Genomic DNA, 20967 nt, shown 5'->3' with positions numbered 1-20967 from the left:
GGATAGGGGAACGGCGTCGCGAAGCGTATCGATGACGCCCCGCGTTAACGCCACCGGCGGCGGACGGGGAATGACTTATCCACACTCATTGCGCTCAGGCGTTTACTTTAAGCGGATATCACTCTCTTTCGCCCACTTTCTTAAGCGTCCGCAGGCATTCGCATAAGGTGACGACGTGTTAAACGAGATCATTCGCCCCATCGTCCATTTTGTGTACCAGGGTTTGGCGTACAAAATGTCATCGCTGCGCTCGTCAATCAGCTGGACTATCTCATTTTTTACCCTCTGCAGCTCAGCGATTAGCGAGTCGTAGCTTAAGTCCCTGTAGTCTGAGTAAAATTTTTGCGCCAGAAGGCCAAGCTGATTCCATTTATAGCCGGTCTCCGGAAAATCGACGGCCAGCCCTTTAGCATCAGAAACGATCCATTTTACGACCAGCACATTCCATCCCAGCAGGTACGAAACGAGGTCATGAATGCTCATCTGGCTGCCTTTGGCGTGCCCATCCATTGCGCGCTCTGCGGTAAGCTCTGCCGGTATGGCATGCAGGTAGCCGATTAATTTGTCGAAGTTTTTATCGATAGCGCTCAGTAATTCAGATTTTGTTTGCGGCACGCTCATAAAGAATTCCCTCTCACGTAAGTTCGGTATATGCGCATTAAGACAAGTTCCCGGCTCGTTAAGGGGATAGTAGCGCTGAAAATGAGCCCGGGGGCACGCTGAGGTCACGCATTTGTCAATGCCGTACCTTTCTTTCCCCAGGCGCTGGGGCCTATTTTGCGTCCTCTCGCTGCGGAGGGAGCGCCTGCAGTATTCTGCTGGCCTCAGCTTCGCTCAGCGGATAGTCAAAAAAGCGCTGATAAAAGTCGCGGGTGACCGCGAGCATATCAATCTCGGCGAAGCGCTGAGGCTGGAGCTGCTTTGCCGCCCACTGAATTTGCAGCGCGCTTTCGCTCCCGTAGCGATCCCAGGGGAAAACCCCCGCCGGGTTTTGCAGCACCCGGTGATTTTTGACCGCCCGCAGGGTGGAGAAGAGGTCACGATAGGCGGAGTGGGCTAAATCACCGCATCCCGCGCCAAGGATAATCACATCCGGCTGCCAGGCCAGCACCTTTTCCGGCGAAATCTCCTGCATATTGCCTTCGATCCCGACGGCCGCGTTCTGCCCGCCGGCCAGGCGGATCCAGGTGTCGATCAGCGTATGACCGCCGTCGACCTTCAGCGGCTTCAGCGACTGGATATGCAGCACGCGCGGGCGTTCGGCGTCGGTCAGCGCGGCGGTGCGCTGGCCGATACGCGCGATAGCCTGCTGTAAATAGCGGTTGTAGGCCTGGGCTCTGGCCAGCGCCTGCGGCGTCCCGAGCACCTCGGCGGTGGTGGTGACGGAACGCGCCAGCGACGGGTAATCGGTAAAGCTCATCTCCATGACCGGCAGACCGGCCTGGCGGTACGCTTCGGCATCGCCGTTGCCCCGGGCGACAAACACCACCTCGGCCCCGCGCGCCAGCAGCGCCTCGCTGGTGAAGTGCGGGCCGCGGCTGATAAGCGCCTGGTTGAGGCGGGGAGTGAGGTGAAACATCCACGGGCGGCTGTCCGGTCGATTTACCGTCGCAACGATGGTATCGCCCGCGCCGAGGGTCATCAGCAGCGAGTGATGGGCAAACCACCCCTCGGCGATACGATCAACGCGATCCGGCAGCGTGACGCTACGCCCGGCGTCGTCCGTCAGCTGGCGGCTGGCGAGAGCCGGAAACGCGAGCCAGGCGCAGAGTACGGCGGCAGCGATTTTTTTCATTATGATCCTTAGAAATCAAACTGTACCGAGGCCGTCGCTTCGCGCGGTGCGCCGAGCTGCGCGCTGGCGTAGCCGGCGCCGGTGTAGCCGGTAAGGGCGCCCGGAACGATATTGGTCCAGTAGCGGCGGTTGGTCACGTTAGTGACTGCTAACCGGAAGGTGGTGTCGGTCCCGAACAGCCGGGTGCGATAGTTGCTGCCGACATCCACGGTGGTATAGCTGCCGACCCAGCCGTCGTTGGCGCTATCGGTGGCCCGGCGGCCGACGTAGCGAACGCTGCTGTTCATGTCCAGCCCCGGAAGCGCATCGATGCTGTAAATCACCAGCATATTGGCGGTGAAGCGAGGCAGGCCGACTACCTGTTTGCCGTCAGCGCTGGCGCTGGCGGTATTGTGCAGACGCGGGTCGAGCCAGGTGCCGCCGCCGAACACGCGCAGAGCGGGCGTGATGCGGCCATCGGCCATCAGCTCCAGCCCGCGGTTTTTCTGCGTTCCGTCTTCGGCGAAATCACCGCTGTCGTTGGTGTAGGCAAACGGGCGCTCGGCCTGGAACAGCGCCGCGGTGAGCAGCAGATCGTTATGCACCGCGTACTTGGCCCCGGCTTCAAGCTGGCGGCTGCGGTAGGGATTGAGAACCTCGCCGGCGTTATTGGCGCCGGCCGGGGCGGTGTCGCCCTGCTGCATGCTGTTGGCCCAGGTGGTATAGAGCGTCAGATTATCGACCGGCTTATACATCAGGCTGGCGGATCCGCTGGTACCGCGGTCATCGTGGCTGCTGCTGCGCTGGCTGCTCTTGCCGTAGTTGTCGACGGTAAACAGGCTTTCGCTGCCGGAGAGCAGCAGGCTCCACTGCGGGCTGAAGGTCAGGGTATCGTTGAGCAGAAAGACGTGCTGGGTGGTGGTCGCTGAATGATAGCGATCGGTGAAGTCCGGGTAATCCGGGCGCTCGTAGTCAGGGCTGTCTTCGAGGGTCGAGCTGCCGAGCTTTTGCGTCCCGCCATCGCGGGGGTTGTAGTTCTTCCACACGAAGCCGCGTACCCCCATCGCCAGGTCATGCTGCAGCCAGCCGGTGTCAACGCTGCCGGTCAGGTTGGCGAGATAGCTATTGATGGTAAAGCGGCTGGCGGCGGAGTTTGAGGTGGTGGTGGTATAGCTGCCGTTATTATCGGTTAAGGTGTTGGTGACGGTGGTGGATTCGCGATCCGCAATCTGGCGCAGGACGCCAACGTCCAGCAGCCAGTTGCCGTCAAAGTCGTGTTTGATATGCAGGCTGCCGGTGGTCGTGGCGTCGTCGTTGCCGGCGTAATACTGGCCGTACTTGTTTTTGGTCGGATCAAGCGGCGACGGGAAACGGGTGCCTTTGGCTAAAGCAAAGGAGCCGGGCAGCCCTTTTTGATAAAAGTGATAGTAGCTAAAATTGCTCTCCAGAACCGTCTGGTCGGTGAGCTGAAAATCGAGCGCCAGACCCGCGTACTGGTTGCGTTGACGGCTGCCGTGGGTATAGCCGTTGCCGTCCTGGCTCATCAGGTTCAGGCGATATTTTACCCGGTCACCGGCGTCCAGCGGGCCGCTGAGATCCAGCGCGGCGTTGGCGCCGGAGCCGGTTCCGCCGCCCACCGTGACCCGCCGCAGCGGCACGTCGCTGGCGCGCTTAGAGACGAGGTTAAACATGCCCGCGGGGTTTGCCGGGCCATACAGCGCGCCGGCCATCCCGCTCAGGACCTCAACGCGCTGAAACTGCTCGGCCGGGTACTCGGTGGTGGAGACCACGTTCAGCCCGTCGATGGTGCTGTTCTGCACCACGCTGCCCTGCATGCCGCGGGTCTGCGGACGAACGCCGTCGCCCTGAACCGAGGGCAGGTAGCGATAGACGTCCTTCACGCTGCCGGCCTGCACCTGGCGGGTGAGCGAATCCGACAGGGTCTGTACCGACCACGGGACGTCAATCAGCCTGCGTTTGCCGAGGCTGCCAAGCGTCGCCTGCTGTTCGGCGGCGGGCGTGGCGCTATCCAGCGTTTCGGTCGGTGTAGCAGCGGTGACGACCATGGTTTCTGCGGCCTGAAGCGGCAGGGTCATCAGCAGAGAGGAACAGGGGATCATCCCGGTTAATAGAACGAGTTTATATGAGCGCATTGAGTTAATTTCAGACGAATGAAAACGGAATGAGGCGAGAAAAATCTCGCCTCTGTCTGAAGGGTACGGGTTTTATTTGTATGACAAAAAGATAGAGCCATTCGCTATGTATGTCAATATATAACGAATGGTTTCTTTACTTAATAAAAACGAGGCCGGGCAGAATGTCGCCCGATTTTCAGGCCTGCTGATAGACCATTCGGTAACCGCCTTCGACGGCCTTAAGCCGCGCAAAGCCGGCGCTGGCGAGGTGCATGCCGGCAATCAGCCACTGATCGCTGGCCGCCTGCGCCAGAATACGTCTCCGGGTCTCTGCCGCCTCGGCGGGGTCGGCGTCAAAGGCGACTGCGACGGCCGGCAGGGCCGACTGAATATGCGGGAAATGCACAATGTCGCCCCAGATCAGCAGGGGCTCATCCCCGGCAGCGATACGAAACCCGCTGTGACCCGGCGTGTGCCCGGGCAGCCAGACCGGGCGAATGCCGGGGAGTACCTCATCGTCCGTTAGCAGGTTGACCCGCTCCTCATAGGCCGCAAGGGTGCGGCGAAACAGCGTGAAATTGCCCTGAACCCGCTCGCTGGCCCGCATCAACAGGGCGTCATCCTGCCAGTATGCGACCTCGCGGGGGTGCAGATGCAGCCGGGCGTTTTTATAGACGGCCTTGCCGTCGGCATCGAGCAGTCCGCCAATATGGTCAGGGTGGCCGTGGGTCAGCAGGATCGTATCGACGTCGGCCGGAGCGATACCCAGCTCACGAAGGCGCGCGGGGAGCTCCCCTCCGGCGTTATTCCGCCCGCCGGTGCCGGCATCCACGAGGATCGTGCGTCCCTGGCCGCGGATCAGATAGGCGTTGATATGCAGCGCCTGCGGGTCAGCTATTCCGGCCGCGCGCTGCCTTTCGTCGGCTTCTGCCGGATCGATGCCGGAGAGGATACCGAGGCTGACGGACATATTCCCGTCGCTCAGCGCGGTCACCCGATAATCGCCAACCCGACGGCTGATGGCGTTAATTATGCTCATGAACGCCTCCCTGGAGGGGATACAGCTGGTCGGTTAGCGGCTGGTACAGGCAGATGTCGGCGGTAGCGGCGAGCAGGCGGGCCTTGTCTGGCGGAATGACGTACGCCAGCCGGCCTTCAGGGGCGCTATCCAGGCCGGCGGCCCGCAGCCGCCACGGCCGGTAGCCCAGCTCGCGGTCAAGAACATCGAGGGGCCGCGCGGCGAGCAGCAGGATCTGCTCTGCGGACACCGCCGGAGCCGGCTCCGCGCACTGATAAAGACCGCGTCGCCAGTCGCCGATGCTGGCCTGCCACTGCGCAAAGCTGCCGCCGCCCTTGAGGCGGTACTCCGCGCCGGTGAGAACCGCGGCGTCGCGAACGGTGTGAATGGCCAGCCAGACCGGGCAGCCCGGCGTGAGGGCCCTGAAGCGCTGGGAGGTGCTGAAGCCGTCAACGCTCAGCAGCGCCGGGAGCTTCACCCGGGTGTAAAAATCATTCCATTCGGCTTCGCTGGTCGGGTCGATATAGGTACATTCAACGATATAAAGCATAAACGGGCCTCTGCATGAAGGAGAACAGCGCATTGCTGATATTTCATCATGTTACTGGCTGTATTTAGCCGCCTGAATCGATATTATCTCATCGTGTAGTGACATTTCGTCACTGAACGTACTCATATCCAGGGGCGCAATCATGCGAAGAAAACTGCCCAGCAGCGCGTCGTTACAGGCGTTTGACGCGGCGGCAAGGCACGGTAATTTTGCCCGCGCGGCGGAGGAGCTCTCCCTGACCGAAGGCGCCGTCAGCCGGCAGATTGGGCGACTTGAGGCCCTGCTGAACTGCCGATTGTTCGACCGCACCGGAACCCGCGTGCGGCTGAACCCTAACGGCGCGCGCTATGCCCACCGGGTGCGCGAGACGCTTGAGCGCCTCGACCGGGACACCCAGTACTTAACGGGAATGGCCGACGGCAGCCGCAGCCTCGAGATCGCCGCGCTGCCGACCTTCGCCAGCCGCTGGCTGATCCCGCGCCTCAGCGGTTTTAACCGCCGGCACCCGGACATCACGCTGAATATTGCGGTCCGCACGGACCCCTTTATCCTGACCGGCAGCGGGTTTGACGCGGCGGTTCATTTTGAGCACCCGGCGTGGACCGGAATGCGTATCCGCTTTCTGCTCCAGGAAAAGCTGGTCCCGGTGTGCCATCCCTCGCTGCTGACCGCGCGGGGCAGCGGCGAGCAGCTGAACGCGCTGCCGCGTATTCACCGGCGGCAAAATCCGGATGCGTGGCAGCGCTACGCCGAGGAGAGCGGCATCGCGCTGGACAATCCGTCCCGGGGCGTGCGCTACGATCTGCATGAAATGGCCATCTCCGCCGTGCAGGCCGGGCTTGGCGTTGCGCTGCTGCCGCAGGTGTACGTCGAAAACGAGCTCCGCAGCGGGGCGCTGGTTGCCCCCTGGCCGGTTTCCGCGCGGCTGAACAAAAATTTCTGCCTGGTCAAGCCGGTTGAAACGGGGATTAACGAAAGCGCATTAGAGGATTTTGAGCGCTGGCTGCTGGCGGAAATCAGCGGCGAACCGGCATAGCGGGCGCCGTTTTTTGCCGCCGGTGCGGTTAACGCGCTTTCGCAGACCGCAGAGTGGTCAACGGCGGTAATTGTGCCTACACTGCCGTCGTTGAACCGCCGCCGCTGCCCCTGGGAAGAGACAATAATGACGCAAGGAACGAGCGATTTTAGTTTTGCCGCGCTGATGGCGCAGCGCGCCCGGGAGCTGGCTCTGAGCCTTGATAGCGACCAGCAGGCGCTGGTTGCGCAGCTTGATGCGCTGGGGCAGAGGCTGCTGGCGCAAAGCGCCGCTCCCGGCAAAGGTCTTTACGTCTGGGGGCGCACCGGGCGCGGCAAAAGCCTGCTCGTCGATAGCTTCTTTGCCGGCCTGCCGCTGGCGGCCAGGCGCCGGGTGCACTTCCACTCCTTTTTTCGCGAACTGCATCAGCGCCTGAACGCGCCCACTTCGCCGTCGCTGCCGGAGGCTATCGCGCAGATGACCGACGGCTGCCGGCTGATCTGTTTTGACGAGTTCCATCTTCACGATCCGGCGGATGCGATGCTGGTTAAGCCGCTGCTGGCGCAGCTGTTTCAGCGCGGCGTCGTCCTGATGGTAACCTCCAACTACCCCCCGGAACGGCTGCTGGAAGATCCTCTATACCATGCGCGCTTTTTGCCCTCGATTGCGTTAATTAAACAGCATATGACGGTGGTCGCGCTCGACGGCGAAGAGGACTACCGGGCGCGCCATGCGCCGGCGGAGAGCCCGTTTTGCCAGGGGATGCTGCTGATCCAGCCGTCGGACCACACCCGCAGGCGGCATGCTTTACCCGAGCCCGCCGCCAGGGCGCTGACGCTGCCGGTCGGGTATCGCACCCTTGAGGTGGCCTCCGCGCCGGCGGCTTTCTTACATTTTACCTTTAGCCAGCTGTGTCAGGGCCCGACGTCGGTGATGGACTACCTGACGCTATGCGAGAGCCATTCATGCTGGCTGCTGGACGCGGTGCCGCCTCTGGGTCACGCGGGACCGGCGGCGCAGCAGCGGTTTATCAACCTGGTGGATGTGCTCTATGAGAAGCAGTGTCGGCTGGTGCTGGTGAGCGAATGCGGATTACCCGAGCTGGTCGCGGGAGTTGAGCGGGAAGATATTCAGCGAACCTACAGTCGGCTGCAGCAGCTGCGGAAAGAATAGGGCGGGAAGAGAGAAGCCCCGGCGGGCGAGAAGCCTGCCGGGGTGGGTGATTACAGATCGAAACGGTCGAGGTTCATCACTTTGGTCCAGGCCGCCACGAAGTCGGTGACCAGCTTCTGCTGCGCATCCTGGCTGGCGTAAACTTCTGCCAGCGCGCGCAGCACCGAGTTAGAACCAAACACCAGGTCGGCGCGGGTGGCGGTGAACCGGCTCTCGCCGCTCTTACGATCGCGGCCTTCAAACAGTTCGCCCCGTTCGTCGGTGGCTTTCCAGACGGTCGCCATGCTCAGGAGATTGACGAAGAAGTCGTTGCTGAGAACGCCCCGGCGGTCGGTGAAGACGCCGTGCTGGCTGCCGTCAAAGTTAGCCCCCAGCACGCGTAACCCCCCGACCAGCACGGTAAGCTCCGGCGCGGTCAGCGTCAGCTGCTGGGCTTTGTCCAGCAGCAGCGTCTCGGTAGACACGCCCCCTTCAATACGGCGATAGTTGCGGAAACCATCCGCCAGCGGCTCGAGCAAACCGACGGATTCGATATCGGTCTGATCCTGACGGGCGTCCACGCGGCCCGGCGCAAACGGTACGGTGACCGCTACGCCTGCGGCAGCGGCGGCCTGCTCAACGCCGACCGAGCCCGCCAGCACGATAATATCGGCCAGCGATGCTTTCCCGGAGGCTTTTTGAATCGCCTGCAGGGTAGGCAGAACCTTCGCCGCGATGGCGTTGACCGGCCAGTCTTTCTGCGGCGCCAGCGCCAGACGCGCGCCGTTGGCCCCGCCGCGCTTATCACCGCCGCGGAAGGTGGAAGCCGAAGCCCAGGCAACGGAAACCAGTTCGCTCACCGACAGGCCCGCATCGGCAATGGCGATTTTCAGGGTGGCGATATCCGCCTCGCTCGGGCTGTGGACAGCAGCCGGGAGCGGGTCCTGCCAGATCAGATCTTCTTTCGGGACTTCCGGTCCGAGGTAGCGGGATTTTGGCCCCATATCGCGGTGAATCAGCTTGAACCAGGCGCGGGCAAAGGCTTCATTAAAGGCCTGCGGATCGTTGAGGAAGCGGCGGGAAATCTTATCGAAATCCGGGTCGAAGCGCAGCGTCAGGTCGGTAACCAGCATCGTTGGCTTACGCTTTTTCTCCGGGTCAAACGGATCGGGGATCAGGTCCGGCGCGTCTGTGGCTTCAAACTGAATGGCGCCGGCCGGGCTGCGGGTCTGTACCCACTCATATTTGTAGAGGTTTTCGAAGAAGTAGTTGCTCCACTGGGTCGGCGTCTGGGTCCAGACAACCTCAAGGCCAGAGGTGATCGCGTCCGCCCCGGCGCCGCTGCCGTAGGTGCTGGACCAGCCGAGACCCTGAGCCTCGATGCCGGCCGCTTCCGGCTCGGCGCCCACGTGGCTGGTGACCGCCGCGCCGTGGGTTTTACCCAGCGTATGGCCGCCGGCAATCAGGGCCACGATCTCTTCATCGTCCATCCCCATGTTGCCAAAGGTGGCGCGAATCGCCGACGCCGCGGAGAGCGGCTCGCCGCTGGCGTTCGGGCCTTCCGGGTTGACGTAAATCAGGCCCATTTCGGTTGCGCCCAGCGGCTGCTGCGCCAGGCTTTCCGGATGACGGTGCTCAAGCCAGGCTTTTTCATTCCCCCAGTCAACGTCGAGGTCCGGTTCCCACACGTCTTCACGTCCGGCGCCGAAGCCAAAGGTACGGAAACCGGCATTTTCCAACGCCACGTTACCCGCCAGCATATAGAGGTCGGCCCAGGAGATTTTCTGGCCATATTTTTGTTTGACCGGCCACAGCAGGCGGCGGGCCTTATCCAGGCTGACGTTGTCCGGCCAGGAGTTCAGCGGAGCGAAACGCTGCTGACCGCGGCCGCTGCCGCCGCGCCCGTCAACGGTACGGTAGGTACCGGCACCGTGCCAGGCCATACGAATAAACAGCCCAATGTAGCTGCCCCAGTCTGCCGGCCACCACTCCTGGGAGTCGGTTAGCAGGGCCCGAAGGTCGGCTTTTAGCGCGGAGTAATCGAGTTTTTTAAACTCTTCCCGGTAGTTAAATTCTTCACCCAGCGGATTCGAGCGGCTGGAGTGCTGGTTCAGCAGATCCACACGCAGCTGGTTTGGCCACCAGTCTCGGTTAGCTGTGCCGCCGCCGGCGCTTTGCGTGGGCGTCGCGGTATGAAAAGGACACTTCCCTGCGGACGCGTTGTTAGATGAATCGTTAGACGTGCTCATATCAGGCTCCGTTTACTTTTGTGAATGCCATTACGATATACACTGCTTCCAATAAGCGATACTTGAATAAATCTACGGAATTAATAGTTATATCCTTTTAACAGCGGGTGATAAAGAAATCCATATGTTATTTGTGGTTAAAGCGCAAAATACGTAAAAGCGACTTACTAACCATAGTATTAACGTATTAGTTTAGGAAATCGTCGCGGCACGTTTGGCGATAAAAGCGCCAGTCCACCAGGAAAAATCTTATGCATCAGCGGCGGCGGGCAACATGGGCATTACCCATGACGCGAAGCCGGGCATCAGCGGCGAAATTTGAGGGGTTGCTGAGCGGTGAGCGACAGGCTATTACTATTCATGGCCATGTAACTGGCGCCTTGAGACAGAATACTGTCGGGGAGCATGGTCGCGACCGCCGCGCGCCTGGGCATAACTTTGTCTGGTGGAGATAAGCTATGCCTGAATTGAGCTCGTTAGTGACATTCGCGTTCGTTGCCCTGGGGCTGGTGCTGACCCCTGGGCCGAATATGATCTACCTGACCTCGCGCTCGATCTGCCAGGGCAAACGCGCCGGCCTGATCTCATTAGGCGGCGTGGCGCTGGGGTTTGTCTTTTATATGCTGTGCGCGGCCCTGGGGATTACCGCGCTGATTTTTGCGGTGCCCTATGCCTACGATATTTTGCGCATTAGCGGGGTCGTCTATTTACTCTACCTGGCCTGGCAGGCGATAAAACCGGGCGGTCGTTCGCTCTTTGCCGTGCGCGACCTGCCGGCAGACAGCGGCCGTAAGCTCTTTCTGATGGGCTTTATTACCAACCTGGCGAATCCTAAAATCGCCATTATGTATCTGTCGCTCTTACCGCAGTTTATCTCCCCCGGCCACGGCAGCATTCTCAGCCAGTCTTTGGTGCTCGGCTTCACCCAGGCATTGATCAGCGTGGCGGTCAACGCGCTGATTGTGGTGATGGCCGGTGAGGTTTCGCTGTTTCTTACCGCTCGTCCGCTCTGGCAGCGCTTTCAGCGCTGGCTGATGGCGACGGTGCTGGCAGGGATGGCGGTTAAAATCGCCTTTGAGACGCGTAAATAGCGCCCGGGCAGGCGCGAGCCTGCCTTCTTCTGCACCAAATCTACGCGTTGCCCCAAAACGACTCCCCATCCTGGTGTGTTGGCGCCGGTAAATATTCCATCCTTTTGATTTTATGCTAATTATTATTTTGGCATATGCTTTGCAAGATAAAAACAGAAGGCAGCGCACCATACAATTTAGACGATCAAATAGCTGGCTAGGGTTCCGGTTCACCCAGGTGAATGACTGGTCCGAGAGCTGGCGACCTCTGCGAGGTTACACGGCGGGACAAAAGCCCGGGAGACAGCAGCACCAGTAGGTGTCGCGCTGCTCCTGTTTTTTGTGCCAACCAGAGGTTCATCATGAAGCGATCGCCACTACTCCGTTCTTTTGTTCTGTCACTGGCGCTGTTGGCCAGTTTCCCTTCCTTTGCCGCGGTGAAAAAAGAGTTCAACGTCTGCTGGACGATTTATGCCGGCTGGATGCCCTGGGGCGCCATCAGCAACGAAAAAATCATCGATAAATGGGCCAGTAAGTACGGTATCAAGATCAATATCGTGCAGCTCAACGACTACATCGAATCGATTAATCAGTATACCGCCGGCCAGTTCGACGGCTGCACCATGACCAATATGGATGCTCTGACCATTCCCGCCGCCGGCGGGGTGGATACCACCGCGTTGATTACCGGCAGCTACTCTGACGGCAACGATGGCGTGGTGCTGAAGGGCGCGGACAAAAAGCTGAGCGACCTGAAAGGGATGCAGGTTTACCTCCCGGAACTGTCGGTTTCCCACTATCTACTGGTTCGCGGACTGGAAAAGGCCGGGCTGCAGGAGCGGGACGTCAAAGTGGTCAATACCTCTGACGCCGATATCGTTTCCGCTTTCGGCACCAGCAGCGTGCGCGCCGCCGTGGCGTGGAACCCGCAGCTGTCGGTTATCAAAAAGACCCCACAAACCAGCGAAGTTTTTAGTTCATCCCAGGTACCTGGCGAGATCATCGACATGATGGTGGTCAACAGCCAAACCCTCAAGGACAACCCGGCGCTCGGCAAGGCGCTGACCGGCGCGTGGTTTGAAATGATGAGCAAAATGCAGGCCGGAGATAAGCCGGCGCTGAGCGCGATGGCGGCGGATTCCGGCACCGACCTCGCCGGCTATCAGGGGCAATTGAAAACCACCCATCTGTTCTGGACCGCTGCCGACGCGCTGAGGTTCATCTCCAGCCCCGATCTGGCAAAAACCATGCAGCGCGTGGCGCAATTCTCCTTCGATAAAGGGCTGCTGGGCGAGGGCGCCCAGAGCGCCGACTTTATCGGCATGAGCTTCCCGGGCAAGGTCGCCGTCGGCGACGCGGGAAACGTCAGGCTGCGTTTCGACGATAGCTACCTGAAGATGGCCGCCGCGGGCCAGCTGTAATGATTGCTGACGGGAGTCAACGCCATGCGACAAATTAACCGCCATCCACAGCAGGGCATGCGGCTGATGCTGATGCTGATGCCCTTCGTGCTGCTGATCGCCGCCTGGGTTATCGGCTCTGCGGTGCGGCTGGAGGCCAATCCGCAGGACAAGCTGCTGCCCGGACTGTCGCAAATGGTTGCGGCCATCGAGCGAATGGCGTTCACGCCGGACAAACGCAGCGGCGAGTACCTGCTGTGGGCCGACACCCTGATAAGCCTGGGGCGCCTGCTGACCGGGCTGGCGCTCTCCTCGCTGATTGGCCTGTGCATCGGTATCGCCGCCGGCGTTTTTCCGCTCTACCGCGCCGCGCTGTCGCCGCTGATGACCGTGATCTCGATGATCCCGCCGCTGGCGATCCTGCCGGTGCTGTTTATCGTCTTTGGTCTCGATGAGCTCTCCAAGGTGATGCTGATTGTGATCGGCGTGACGCCAATGCTGGCGCGCGATCTGGAACAGCGGGCGCGGGAAATTCCGGCGGAGCTGTTTATTAAAGCGCAGACCCTCGGCGCCAACAGCTGGACGCTGGTGCTGCGGGTGGTGCTGCCGCAGCTGCTGTCGCGCCTGATCGTCTCCCTGCGCCTGCTGCTGGGTTCGGCGTGGCTGTTTCTGATATCGGCGGAGGCCATTTCCGCCACCGCCGGTCTTGGATACCGCATTTTCCTTGTCCGCCGCTATATGGCGATGGACGTCATCATCCCCTACGTCATCTGGATAACCCTGCTGGCCTGGCTGATGGATCTGGCCCTGCGGCAGCTGCACAAAGCCTGCTTCCCGTGGGCGGAAGGAGGCCGGGCATGAGCTTTATTGCTATTAAAAATATCTGGCAGGAGTACGGCGACCACGTGGTGCTGGAGCGCATCAATCTCGAGGTCAGAGAGGGGGAGTTCTGTTCAATGGTCGGGGCCTCCGGCTGCGGAAAATCGACCTTTTTGCGCCTGCTGCTGGGCCAGGAAAAACCGACCCGCGGCGCAATTACCCTTGACGGCCAGCCGCTGGCCGCCGAGCCGGACCGCAGTCGCGGCGTGGTGTTCCAGCGCTATTCGGTATTTCCGCATCTCAACGTGCTGGATAACGTTGCGGTGGGCCTCGAGCTGCCGGCCTCGCCGCTGCTTGGCCGTCTTTTTGGCGCCCGCAGGCGCAACGCCCGCGAACGGGCGGCGCAGATGCTGGAGAAAGTCGGCCTCTCCCACGCGCTCGATAAGTACCCGGCGCAGCTCTCCGGCGGGATGCAGCAGCGGCTGGCCATCGCCCAGGCCTTCGTGATGCAGCCGCGCATCCTGCTGCTTGATGAGCCGTTTGGCGCGCTCGACCCGGGCATCCGCAAGGATATGCACGGGCTGCTTTTGCAGCTGTGGAGCGAAACGCGGATGACGGTCTTTATGGTCACCCACGATTTGGCCGAAGGCTTCAATCTCGGGACCCGGCTGCTGGTCTTCGACAAGGTGCGCCACGACCCTCAGGCGCCCAACGCCTGGGGCGCGCGCATAACCTACGACATACCGCTTAACGAAGCCCGCATGTCGCAGATGCTCGGCACCGGCAGCGATAACAACGTTTATGCATTAAGGAGATAGTCAGATGAAGCCACTTTTTCATTCGTTACCGAGCCTGCGCGAAGAGTTTGTCCCGGGCGGCGGCCATACCTCGTTTATTCTGCGCCGCGGGCAAATTCTGCGCCTGACCGATATCGACGGCGATGCCAACGTCAGCATGATGATGCTCAATCCACATGAAAAGAGCGAACGCCTGAACCTGCCGGATACGCTGAAAGGTCAGCATACCGCGCGCCTGACGGCCGGGCACTGTTTCTACTCCGATATGGGCCGCGTGCTGGCCGGGATCGTCGCCGATAGCAGCGGCTGGCACGATCCGTTCGGCGGGGTGCTCAACGCCGAAGAGACCTTAGAAAAGTACGGCGCGGGACGCTACCAGGAGCTGCGTAACGGCTACTACCGCAACGGCGTCGATAACCTGCTGGTTGAAATGGGCAAATGGGATCTGGGCCTGGAAGATCTGCTGATGGTGGTCAACTTCTTCAGCAAGGTCACCGTCGCCGCCGACGGCAGCTTCCATTTCTGCGCCGCACCCTCCAGCGCCGGGCGCTACGTCGAGCTGTTTGCGCCGATGGACGTGCTGATCGTTCTTACCGCGCTGCCGCATCCGCAGGACCCCGCCACGGAGTATGCGCCGCGTCCGGTCCAGCTGAGCTGGTACCAGGCCGATAATGAAGCGGCGGCGGTCGCCTCGCTATTGACCCGCGATGAAAACCAGCGCGCGTTTGCCAATACCCAACTTTTTGCCCTCTGAGGAGCCGATCATGAGCCTTGTTACCAGTCCCCGCAACCCGGCTGATGCCGTTTATCGTCACGTGATCCCGGCGGGCGAACCCTGGCTGTTCGAAGTGAAGAAAGGGCAAACCCTGCGGCTGCTCGATCTTGAGGGCAACCAGGCTATCGACACCCTGTTCTATAACGCCGATAACCCGCGTGAACGCTACGATCCGCAGCGCACGCTGCGTCGCCAGGGGAATGCCTATCTGACGACCGGCAGCGTGCTGTTCTCCAATCTCGGTCGGCCGCTGCTGACCATCGTTGCCGATACCTGCGGCCGCCACGATACCCTCGGCGGCGCCTGCGCCCAGGAGAGCAATACCGTGCGCTACGCCGCGGATAAGCGCTATATGCACAGCTGCCGGGATAATTTCCTCTGCGCCTGCCTGCACGACGGCCGCCTGCACAAGCGCGATATCGGCGCCAATATCAACTTCTTTATGAACGTGCCGGTGACGGAAGAAGGCGGGCTGACCTTTGAAGACGGCATTTCTGCCGCCGGGAAATACGTCGAGCTGCGCGCGGAGTGCAACGCGATGGTGCTGATTTCCAACTGCCCGCAGCTCAATAACCCCTGCAACGGCTGGGATCCGACCCCGGCGGAGGTGCTGGTATGGAACTGACCCGCTGGCAGCGCTGGCGGCTGATGGCCTATCGCCTGTTTGCCGTCCGTGCCGATCGCCTGAACAGTACGCCGTCGCGTAAATCGTAACGCCGGCGCTCCCCAGGGACGACCCCGGGGAAGAACGCTATTTTGCTGCGGGACGACCCGCCCTGATGTGAGTCCCGTTTATGTTTAACACGCTACTTATTGCCAACCGCGGCGCTATCGCCTGCCGCATTCTGCGCACGCTGCGCGCTATGCAGGTTAAAGGCGTCGCCGTCTATTCCGATGCCGATCTCAGCAGCCTGCATATTCGCGAAGCCGATGAAGCGCTTAGCCTCGGCGACGGTCCGGCGGCGCAAACCTATCTGGTGGTGGAGAAAATCATCGCCGCCGCGCGGCAAAGCGGCGCCGAGGCGATCCACCCCGGCTACGGCTTCCTGTCGGAAAACGCCGCCTTCGCCGAAGCCTGCGAAGCCGCCGGGCTGGTATTCGTCGGCCCGACGCCACAGCAGCTGCGGACCTTTGGCCTTAAACATACCGCCAGGGCGCTGGCTAAAGCGCAGGGCCTGCCGCTGCTGGAAGGCACCGGGCTGCTGGCCGATAGCGCCGAGGCGTGCCGCGCCGCGCAGGAGATTGGCTATCCGGTGATGCTGAAAAGCACCGCCGGCGGCGGCGGGATCGGCATGCGGGTGTGTCACGATGCCGACGAGCTGGCGGAGGCCTTTGAAACCGTTCGCCGCCTCGGGCAGAACAACTTTAGCGATGCCGGCGTGTTCGTCGAAAAATATATTTCCCGCGCCCGTCACCTCGAAGTGCAGATCTTTGGCGACGGGCAGGGGGAGGTTATCGCCCTCGGCGTGCGCGACTGTTCGATTCAGCGACGTAACCAGAAGGTTATCGAAGAGACGCCGGCCCCCAACCTGCCTGCGGGGATGGCGCAGGCGCTGTGCGAGGCGGCGATCGCCCTGGGCAAAGCGGTCAGCTACCGCAGCGCCGGGACGGTGGAATTTGTTTACGATAGCCTGGCGCAGCGCTTCTATTTTCTTGAGGTTAATACCCGCCTGCAGGTTGAGCACGGGGTGACCGAGCAGGTCTGGGGCGTCGATCTGGTGCGCTGGATGGTCTCCCTGGCGGCGGGGGATTTGCCGCCGCTGTCCCGGCTGATGGCGGATCTGCAGCCGCGCGGCCACGCGATTCAGGCGCGGATCTACGCCGAAGATCCCGGCCGTCAGTTCCAGCCGTCGCCGGGGCTGCTCAGCGAAGCGATCTTCCCGCCGGCGGATGGGGTAAACCTGCGGATTGACCGCTGGGTGGAGGCCGGCTGTGACGTGCCGCCGTTCTTCGACCCGATGCTGGCAAAAACCATCGCCTGGCAGCCTGACCGCGATCGGGCCATTGCCCACCTCGGCGAAGCCCTGGCGGCAACCCGGCTGTACGGCGTGGAAACCAATCGTCTCTATCTGCAGCAGATTCTGGCTTTCGCCCCCTTTGCCGACGGCGAACCCTGGACCCGCTGCCTTGAGCAGCTGGATTATCAGGCGGCGACCGTCGAAGTCCTGAGCGCCGGGACCCAGACCAGCGTTCAGGACTATCCGGGGCGCCTCGGATACTGGGCGGTGGGCGTACCGCCTTCGGGGCCGATGGACGACCGGGCGCTGCGCCTGGGTAACCGGCTGCTTGGGAACCCGGAGGGCGAAGCGGCGCTGGAAATCACCCTCAGCGGGCCAACGCTGAAGTTTAACTGTCTCGCCGAGGCCGCGATATGCGGCGCAGCGGCTGCGGTGACCCTCGACGGCGTGGCTCAGCCGATGAACCGCGTCTTCACTATTCCCGCCGGCGCGACGCTGAAAATAGGCCCGGTGACCGGCGCGGGCGTGCGCAGCTATCTCTGCCTGCGCGGCGGTATTCAGGTGCCGGACTATTTAGGCAGCAAAAGCACCTTTACCCTCGGACAGTTTGGCGGCCACGCCGGACGCGCGCTGCGCGGCGGAGACGTTCTGCACCTCGCGCCGACGCCCGGCGCAGAAGCCGGGGCAGCGCTGCCCGCCGCGCTGCAGACCTCGCTGGACGCGGTGCGAACGCTGCGGGTCATCTATGGCCCCCACGGCGCGCCGGAATTCTTTGCCGCAGAGTATATCGCCACCTTTTTTGCCACCGACTGGGAAGTGCATTTCAACTCCAGTCGTACCGGCGTCCGGCTGATTGGCCCGCAGCCGCTGTGGGCCCGCGACAGCGGCGGTGAGGCGGGGCTGCATCCGTCGAATATTCACGATAATCCCTATGCTATCGGCGCGGTCGACTTTACCGGCGACATGCCGGTGATCCTCGGCCCGGACGGCCCGAGCCTCGGCGGCTTTGTCTGCCCGGTCACGGTGATTGAGGCCGACCTGTGGCAGCTCGGCCAGCTGAAAGCCGGGGATAAGGTGCGCTTTGTGGCGGTCGATTTAGCCACCGCCCGTCGCCTGGCGCAGGGCCGCCGCGAGGAGCTGGCAAACCTTGAGTCCGCGGCTATCGCCTGGCAGCCTGCGCCGCTGGCGTCGCCGGTGGTGATGTCCTGCGGGGAAGCCAATAAGCGTCTGGTGGCGCGACTCTCCGGCGATACCCATCTGCTGCTGGAGGCCGGAGAGGCGGAGCTGGATCTGGTGCTGCGCTTTCGCATCCACGCGCTGATGCAGGCGCTGGAGGGCCAGGCCCGGGCGGGCGTCATCGACCTGACGCCGGGGATCCGCTCTTTACAGGTTCACTTCCAGCCGGAAACCCTGACCCTTGAGGCGCTGCTGGCATGGGTGCGCGCGGAATGGGCGACGGTGTGCGTCAGCGATGACCTTGAGGTTCCCACGCGGGTGGTGCACCTGCCGCTGTCGTGGGACGATCCGGCCTGCCGCAAGGCGATCGATAAATATATGACCACCGTTCGCCGCGACGCGCCTTGGTGCCCCAGCAATCTTGAATTTATCCGGCGGATTAACGATCTGCCCGACGAACGGGCGGTATGGGATACGGTGTTTGACGCCAGCTACCTGGTGATGGGGCTGGGGGATGTCTATCTCGGCGCGCCGGTGGCTACGCCTCTCGACCCGCGCCACCGGCTGGTGACCACCAAATACAACCCGGCGCGCACCTGGACGGCGGAAAACTCGGTCGGGATTGGCGGCGCCTACCTGTGCGTGTACGGCATGGAAGGTCCCGGCGGCTACCAGTTTGTCGGCCGCACGCTGCAAATGTGGAATCGCTATCACGAGGTGGCCGATTTTGCCGGCAAGCCTTGGCTGCTGCGCTTCTTCGACCAGCTGCGCTTCTATCCGGTCTCTGCCGAAGAGCTGCTGCAGATCCGTCGTGATTTTCCGCTCGGCCGCTATCTGCTGCGCATTGAGCACAGCACCCTGCGGCTGGCGGAGTATCAGCAGTTCCTTGCGCGCGAGGCCACGAGCATTGACGCTTTCCGCCAGCACCAGCAGCGCGCGTTTAATGAGGAGCGCGATCGCTGGATAGCCAGCGGCCAGGCGCATTTCGAGAGCCAGGAGGCGGCGATCGAAGAGGGTGAGGACGCGCCGCTGCAGCACGGGCAGCAGGGGGTAGAAAGCCCCGTTTCCGGCAACCTGTGGCAGGTGCAAACCGCCCCGGGCAGCCGGGTGCGCGCCGGGGACGTTCTGCTGGTGCTGGAGTCGATGAAAATGGAGATCCCGCTGCTGGCCCCCTGCGACGGGGTGATCGCCGAGGTTAACGTTCAGCCGGGGGCCTCGGTTCGTGCCGGGCAGCGGGTGGCGGTAATAATGGAGGAAAACGTATGAATCAGCACAGTTTTGATTTACGCCTGAGCACCCTGGCGACGGGCTATCGCGACGGTCGGCTGACGCCCCGGGCGCTGATGGCGGAGCTGCGCCAGCGCGCCAGCGCGCTCAATCCAGAGTATCAGCTGTTTATTCATATTCTGACGGCAGAGGAGCAGGAGCCCTGGCTGGCGGCGCTGGACGGCGTGGCGCCGGAGACCCTGCCGCTGTACGGCGTGCCGTTTGCGATTAAGGATAATATCGATCTCGCCGGGATCGTCACCACCGCCGGGTGTCCGGCGTTCGCCTATACCGCCGAGCGGGACGCGACGATTGTGGCTCAGCTGATTGCGCTGGGCGCGGTTCCGGTCGGTAAAACCAACCTCGACCAGTTTGCCACCGGCCTCAACGGCACGCGATCGCCGTACGGACGCTGTCGTAACGCCGTGCACCCGGCGTATCCGTCGGGCGGCTCGAGCGCCGGTTCGGCGCTGGCGGTGGCGCTCGGCGTCGCCAGCTTTGCGCTCGGTACGGACACCGCCGGCAGCGGGCGGGTTCCGGCATCGTTAAATAACCTCGTGGGGCTGAAGGCCAGCAAAGGGCTGATCTCTACCGCCGGGGTGGTGCCTGCCTGCCGGACGCTCGATTGCACGACCTTTTTTACCGCCACCGCCGCCGAGTCCAGCCGGCTGCTGGCGCTGACCGCCGCCGTCGATCCGCGCGATGCCTACAGCCGACGCAATCCGCAGTGGAACGGAGCGCAGGCCTTCGGCGCGCCGGCGCCAGGCTTTCGCTTCGGCGTTCCGCAGACGCTCAACTTCCTCGGCTGCGCGCAGAGTGAAGCTCTGTTTTTACAGGCCAAAGCGCGGCTGCTGGCCCTCGGCGGCGTGGCGGTGAATATCGATATGGCGCCGTTTCTCGCCGCCGCCAGCCTGCTGTACGACGGGCCCTGGGTGGCGGAGCGCTACGCGGTGGCGGGGCCGCTAATTGAACGGCAGCCGGAGGCGGTTCTGCCGGTGATCCGCGACGTGCTGGCGAAGGCGCCGCAGGCCGATGCGGTCGCCGCGTTTAAGGCCATGTATCAGCTGCAGGCCTATAAAGCGCAGGGCGACGCGCTGCTCGAAGGCGTGGATTGCGTCCTGACGCCGACCTATCCGCGTCCGGTCACCCTTGCGGAGCTGGAAGCGGAGCCGGTGAAGCGCAACGCCGATCTGGGCTATTACACCAACTTTATGAATTTACTGGACTATGCGGCCGTCAGCGTACCGACGGGCTTTTTGGCGAACGGTCTGCCTTCCGGCGTAACGCTCTTTGGCCGGGCGTTTACCGACCAGTATCTCCTCGGGCTGGCCGATGCCTTCCAGCGGGCGCAGCCGCTGCCGCTGGCCGGCGGGGCGCAGATAGCGCCTGCGCCGCCGGCGAGCGTAGCCAGCCACGATCGCCAGGCGCTGGTGGTGTGCGGCGCACATCTCGACGGGCTGGCGCTGAACGGACAGCTGCGGGAGCGGGGCGGACGCCTGCTGGCGGCAACGGAAAGCGCGGCCTGCTATCGCCTCTACGCGCTGGCCGACGGCAGGCGTCCGGGGATGGTGCGGGACGAAAGCGGCGGGGCGGCCATTGCGGTGGAGGTGTGGGAGCTGCCCTCCGCCGAGCTGGGATCGCTCCTGGCGGCGATTCCGGCGCCGCTGGGATTGGGTAAAGTGGAGCTGGCGGACGGGCGCTGGCTCAGCGGCTTTATCTGCGAGGCGTACGGCCTGCAGGGGGCGACCGATATTACGGCCTACGGCGGATGGCGGGCCTGGCTGGCGCGCTAGGTGACGGTGTCACATTATCC

General features: G+C 62.5%; 16 protein-coding genes and 2 riboswitches. Of the genes, 10 read left to right on the top strand and 6 right to left on the bottom strand.

What is annotated here, in order from left to right; genetic code table 11:
* Positions 1-102 precede the first annotated feature (102 nt).
* From MMW58_RS15170 to MMW58_RS15150, 5 genes are all read right to left on the bottom strand, one after another.
* Entirely contained in the window at positions 103-621 is a 519-nt protein-coding gene (locus MMW58_RS15170) for a ClbS/DfsB family four-helix bundle protein (protein ID WP_133599833.1), read from the bottom strand.
* A gap of 151 nt (positions 622-772) precedes the next feature.
* A complete protein-coding gene (locus MMW58_RS15165) occupies positions 773-1795 on the bottom strand; it encodes an ABC transporter substrate-binding protein (protein WP_241721525.1) in 1023 nt (340 codons plus the stop codon).
* An 8-nt stretch (positions 1796-1803) separates the two neighbouring features.
* Positions 1804-3927 carry a TonB-dependent receptor gene (locus MMW58_RS15160; protein ID WP_241721524.1) on the bottom strand — a complete coding sequence of 708 codons (2124 nt, stop codon included), beginning with the start codon at positions 3925-3927 and terminating at the stop codon, positions 1804-1806.
* Positions 3928-4105: 178 nt separating this feature from the next.
* Entirely contained in the window at positions 4106-4948 is an 843-nt protein-coding gene (locus MMW58_RS15155; RefSeq protein WP_241721523.1) for an MBL fold metallo-hydrolase, read from the bottom strand.
* Positions 4935-5477, bottom strand: a complete 543-nt coding sequence (locus MMW58_RS15150; protein WP_241721522.1) for a sugar ABC transporter — start codon at positions 5475-5477, stop codon at positions 4935-4937. Before MMW58_RS15150 ends, MMW58_RS15155 begins: the two co-directional genes overlap by 14 nt.
* Positions 5478-5619: 142 nt before the next feature.
* Here MMW58_RS15150 and MMW58_RS15145 point away from each other — a divergent pair, with 142 nt between their 5' ends.
* Positions 5620-6513 (top strand): LysR substrate-binding domain-containing protein, encoded by an 894-nt coding sequence (locus MMW58_RS15145; protein ID WP_241721521.1) that lies wholly within the window; start codon positions 5620-5622, stop codon positions 6511-6513.
* Between the two features lie 126 nt (positions 6514-6639).
* Positions 6640-7665 carry a cell division protein ZapE gene (gene zapE / locus MMW58_RS15140; protein ID WP_241721520.1) on the top strand — a complete coding sequence of 342 codons (1026 nt, stop codon included), beginning with the start codon at positions 6640-6642 and terminating at the stop codon, positions 7663-7665.
* 50 nt (positions 7666-7715) lie between these two features.
* Here zapE and katG read toward each other — a convergent pair whose 3' ends face one another.
* Positions 7716-9893, bottom strand: coding sequence for a catalase/peroxidase HPI (gene katG, locus MMW58_RS15135; RefSeq protein ID WP_133599826.1), 2178 nt, complete (start codon positions 9891-9893; stop codon positions 7716-7718).
* Positions 9894-10251: 358 nt separating this feature from the next.
* Positions 10252-10332, top strand: a riboswitch (ZMP/ZTP riboswitch).
* Between the two features lie 19 nt (positions 10333-10351).
* On the opposite strand from katG, the gene MMW58_RS15130 reads away from it, so the two are divergent.
* The 8 genes from MMW58_RS15130 to atzF all read left to right on the top strand — a co-directional run bounded on the left by MMW58_RS15130 (position 10352) and on the right by atzF (position 20947).
* Complete coding sequence (locus MMW58_RS15130; RefSeq protein ID WP_241721519.1) at positions 10352-10984, top strand: LysE family translocator; 633 nt, start codon at positions 10352-10354, stop codon at positions 10982-10984.
* A 185-nt stretch (positions 10985-11169) separates the two neighbouring features.
* Positions 11170-11268, top strand: a riboswitch (guanidine-I (ykkC/yxkD leader).
* Between the two features lie 57 nt (positions 11269-11325).
* The gene (locus MMW58_RS15125; RefSeq protein ID WP_095097770.1) at positions 11326-12384 is read left to right on the top strand and encodes a putative urea ABC transporter substrate-binding protein; all 1059 of its coding nucleotides are present in this window, start codon (positions 11326-11328) and stop codon (positions 12382-12384) included.
* Positions 12385-12408: 24 nt separating this feature from the next.
* Entirely contained in the window at positions 12409-13224 is an 816-nt protein-coding gene (locus MMW58_RS15120) for an ABC transporter permease (protein WP_159237735.1), read from the top strand.
* Complete coding sequence (locus MMW58_RS15115; protein WP_241721518.1) at positions 13221-14000, top strand: ABC transporter ATP-binding protein; 780 nt, start codon at positions 13221-13223, stop codon at positions 13998-14000. The genes MMW58_RS15120 and MMW58_RS15115 overlap by 4 nt, the downstream gene beginning before the upstream one ends.
* Positions 14001-14004: 4 nt before the next feature.
* Positions 14005-14733, top strand: a complete 729-nt coding sequence (locus MMW58_RS15110; protein ID WP_241721517.1) for an urea amidolyase associated protein UAAP1 — start codon at positions 14005-14007, stop codon at positions 14731-14733.
* Between the two features lie 10 nt (positions 14734-14743).
* A complete protein-coding gene (locus tag MMW58_RS15105; RefSeq protein ID WP_241721516.1) occupies positions 14744-15379 on the top strand; it encodes an urea amidolyase associated protein UAAP2 in 636 nt (211 codons plus the stop codon).
* 169 nt (positions 15380-15548) lie between these two features.
* Entirely contained in the window at positions 15549-19154 is a 3606-nt protein-coding gene (gene uca, locus MMW58_RS15100; RefSeq protein WP_241721515.1) for an urea carboxylase, read from the top strand.
* Positions 19151-20947 (top strand): allophanate hydrolase, encoded by a 1797-nt coding sequence (gene atzF / locus MMW58_RS15095; RefSeq protein ID WP_241721514.1) that lies wholly within the window; start codon positions 19151-19153, stop codon positions 20945-20947. The genes uca and atzF overlap by 4 nt, the downstream gene beginning before the upstream one ends.
* Positions 20948-20967: the final 20 nt, after the last annotated feature.

The organism is Klebsiella sp. HC6, assembly GCF_022605325.1.
Lineage (GTDB): Bacteria > Pseudomonadota > Gammaproteobacteria > Enterobacterales > Enterobacteriaceae > Klebsiella > Klebsiella terrigena.
Note: the sequence above shows the minus strand (reverse complement) of the source record. Positions and strands in the feature narration are given on the sequence as shown.